The 3,549-nt window shown below is 70.4% G+C and carries 4 protein-coding genes; 2 read left to right on the top strand and 2 right to left on the bottom strand.

Annotated features, from left to right (window positions below):
* Positions 1 to 360: 360 nt before the first annotated feature.
* Positions 361 to 567, top strand: coding sequence for a hypothetical protein (locus tag ACFWY6_RS40455; protein ID WP_384701377.1), 207 nt, complete (start codon positions 361 to 363; stop codon positions 565 to 567).
* Between the two features lie 110 nt (positions 568 to 677).
* On the opposite strand, the gene ACFWY6_RS40460 is transcribed toward ACFWY6_RS40455, so the two are convergent.
* Both ACFWY6_RS40460 and ACFWY6_RS40465 read right to left on the bottom strand, forming a co-directional pair.
* On the bottom strand, positions 678 to 1,856 hold the full coding sequence (locus ACFWY6_RS40460) for a hypothetical protein (protein ID WP_384701380.1): 1,179 nt from the start codon (positions 1,854 to 1,856) through the stop codon (positions 678 to 680).
* 232 nt (positions 1,857 to 2,088) lie between these two features.
* Complete coding sequence (locus ACFWY6_RS40465; protein WP_384701382.1) at positions 2,089 to 3,054, bottom strand: pirin family protein; 966 nt, start codon at positions 3,052 to 3,054, stop codon at positions 2,089 to 2,091.
* Between the two features lie 112 nt (positions 3,055 to 3,166).
* Between ACFWY6_RS40465 and ACFWY6_RS40470 the strand changes: the two genes are divergently transcribed.
* On the top strand, positions 3,167 to 3,514 hold the full coding sequence (locus tag ACFWY6_RS40470; RefSeq protein WP_384701385.1) for a tetratricopeptide repeat protein: 348 nt from the start codon (positions 3,167 to 3,169) through the stop codon (positions 3,512 to 3,514).
* Positions 3,515 to 3,549 lie beyond the last annotated feature (35 nt).

The raw sequence follows: 3,549 nt of genomic DNA on the forward strand, positions 1-3,549 counted from the left end.
GGGGCGCCCCGCGGGGGTGGGCCCCGCCCCCCCCCTCGGTATGCAAGTCGACGTCGCTCACGCCGCCGAGGATTTGGGGATATTGCCGATGGTGGTCGCCGAGTAGGTTTGCCTGCGCAGCGAACTCCCGACATGCCGTTCGCCGTATCTCGCGCTGAGCTGCCGACTGCTGCACCTGGGCAGTTGCTTGTGCCTACACGCGAACAGACTGTGCGTTCCCCCTGCTTGTTACTCGCGACGTCAGCCATCCGGCAGCAGCACAGAGCGACCGCCGTCGTCTGCCCTTGGCCGTACGGGACTTGGCCCGCCACCAGGCCGGCACACACGCAGTGCCTGGATACGGACCTCATCGTCCACCTGGTGGCCGCGCACCACGGACACGCCCGGCCGCTCCTGCCGCCGGCGACCGACAAGAACCCAGGGCGGCGGCCGATGCCGCCCGGCGAGCGTCGCTGCAGGCGGTCTCCATCGCCGAATCTGGTCGGCTCGGTGGAGCAGGACAGCGGACCCGAGGCGCTACCGGCCATCGACACGTGGCTCATCGCGGCGCTCGGCTCCGACGACTGAGGGGCGCTGGAGATCGCCGAACTCCCGGCGAACGCCCCGCACTTCCGCTGCTTCCGGCTCGCGCTCATCGGCGATGTCGTCGATCAGCGCGAGCATCTCCTCGTGTACGCCTAGCTACGCGGGGCGGGTTCCCGCTTCGCCCCGGCCCGGGGGCCGGCGACCGTGAACGCCACGACCAGCAGGGAGGCCAGCGTCGCAACTACCGCCGACAGGGCGGGAAGCGCTGCTGTCACCCCGTCAGGCCGCAACACGTAGGCGAGCGTTCTGGAGTCGACCTGATCATCCACGAGGTGGCTGACGACCAGCGCACCTGCCACCAGGGTGCTCGCCACGGCCACGACCGGTGACCTGCTCAGGCACAGTGCCGCCCCCGCCTGAGCGCAGATGACGGATACGCCGAGCGCGGCGGAGAGACCGAGGGTGGACGCGTCCGACCAGTTCAGCGGGAAATGGGCCGCCGCACAGAGCAGAAGAAGTACACCTGCCATACGACGCAGCCACACCAGGGGTGTTGTGCCTCGTGCGTGCATGGCCGGGGCAGCCGGGACGGGTGCGGGGCTGACGGGCTCGGCCGGCGGCGGCGCGATCGGCATGGCCGGGGGGCCGGCGTCGGCGCTGTCGGCGTCCTTGCGTTCTCGCAGGCTGTCCATCAGCTTCATCAGATCCTCGACAGATCTGGTCGTACCGGCGGCATGCATCGCCTCGGCGCCGCTGTGCGGATCGTGCGGGGGCTGGGAGAGCAGGTGAACGAGACGGCTCACCTCCGGAATGGGCCGTTCCTCGGCGGCGTGCCGAATTGCCTCGTCCATGTGCTCGGCGGCGTGTTCCGGCGGGCCCATCAGTTCCACCAGCCGGGAGACGTCGTCGACGGAGCGGGCCACGGCGGCCAGGCGGAGCACCGAGGCGGCTGTCGCCACGCCGTCAGGTGACTGCTCCAGGAGGGTGACGAGGTCGACGACGTCGTCCAGGGGCCTGGACACCACGGCGACGCGTATGAGCTCTTCCAGCGCGTCGTCGTCCATGCCGGACGCCGTCTGTTCGGGTGGCCCGTCGTCGGCGTAGTGCGCCGTCTGTTCCGAGGATCCGTCGGCGGCGTTGTGCGCGGTCCGCTCCGAAGGAAAGTCGTCCGCGTCGTGGTCGGCTGCCTGCGGCGGCGGGGCGTGCGGGTCGTGGGGCAGGGCGTGCGTCAGGGCGTGGAGCTGCGCGGTGCCCCAGTGAACCGACGTCGAAAGCAGAGGTTCGCCGGTCCCAGAAGTATCCCCCGCGGCAGAGAATGACTCAGCGGCCATTTTCTTCTCCATTTCAGCGGGACACTTGTCCCGCGTGTGTGCGTGTCTCCCGTTCTATCCACGCTTCTTTCGCCCCGCCACTGGAGAAATCGCCCGGCGTTGCGCAATCCGGGAACCTTCCGCGGACTCAGGGTCTCTTGAAGCAGCTTGGCTGCGTCCCTGGTGGTGCTGCGGTTGGTGACCGCAGAGGCACTCCTGGGAGCTGTGCCCCTGACGACAGCAACCGCCCTGGTCAACGCACCCGTCCCCGCGGCTTCAACGGCACCGGCGGCAAGTCCGGCGCGGGGATCCGGTCGCCGTCATAGCCCTTCACCTCGCCGAAGCGCGAACTGTCCATCCAGTCCGAACGGGCCTGTGCGATGTCTTCGTTGGTGCGCCCGACGAAGTTCCACCACATGATGAGCTCCTCCTCGAACGGCTCACCGCCGAGCAGCATCAGGCCCGCGTCCGACCCGGCGTACAGCGGCAGTTCGGTCCGGCCGCAGCCGAGGTAGAGCATCGATCCCGGGAGTACGGGGACACCGTCCACATTCGCCTCGCCGGACATGGCGAGGACCGCGTACTCGAAGTCGGGGTCCAGGGGCAGGCGTACGTCGGCGCCGCGCGTCAGGGCGAGGTCGGCGCCGACGATCGGGGTGTACGTCGTGCCCGGCGATGCCGCGCCGTCGAGCGCGCCGAGGATGAGGGTCGCGGAGATGCCGGGAGCCGTGACGATCGGCAGCTCGGCGTGGTGCTCGAAGCTCGGGTCGGTGTGGCGGTGGGCGTCCGGCAGCGCCACCCACAGCTGGGCGCCGTGCAGGAAGCGGGCGTGCGACCTGGGGCTCTCCTCGGAGTGCGAGATCGCCCGGCCCGAGGTCATCAGGCCGAGCTCGCGCGGACGGATGGTCTGGAGGCCGCCGGTGGAGTCGCGGTGCAGGACCTCGCCGTCGTGCAGCCAGCTGACCGTCTGCAGGCCCATGTGCGGGTGGGGGCCCACCTGCATGCCGGGCTCGTCGGCGATGTCGTCCGGGCCGTAGTGGTCGACGAAGCACCAGGCGCCGACCATGCGGCGGCCCAGGTTGGGCAGTAGGCGGCGGACCTCGGTGGACTCGCCGAGCTTGACCTTCTTGGGACTGAGGAGTTCCCGCACCGGTTCGGCGACGACGAACCCGCGCCCGCCGCACAGGGCCGGAACCGCCTCGCGATCAAGATTGCTCATGTCGCACAACCTAGCCCCGCGGGGCGCCGGACGGCAGGCACGCGGCGCGCCCGTCACCCGGTGGAATTTCTGACCACGTGGCGGAGTTGTGCGCACCAGTAAGGAGGCAACAGTGGAGATGACCTATTACGGCCACGGAACCGCGGCCGAGCGCTGGGAGCGCGCGCGGCAGTTCTTCGACGCCAAGGAGTACGCCACGGCGGCACGCATCCTGGCCGACCTGGCCGACGAGGTGCCCGAGCAGGTCGCCCCGCGGCTGCTGCTCGCCCGTGCCTACTACCACTCGGCGCAGCTGCTGCGCGCGGAGGCCGAGCTGCGTACGGTCATCGGCCTCGACCCGGTCGAGCAGTACGCCCGGCTGCTCCTCGGCCGCACGCTGGAGCGGCAGGGCAGGGACGCGGACGCCGCCCCGCATCTGCGGATGGCGGCCGCCCTCTCGGGCGATTTCGCGGACGTCTGACCCGACTCCGGGGTGCCGTCGGCTCTGGCCGACGG

Origin of the sequence: Streptomyces sp. NPDC059037 (assembly GCF_042740015.1) — a bacterium.
GTDB lineage: Bacteria > Actinomycetota > Actinomycetes > Streptomycetales > Streptomycetaceae > Streptomyces.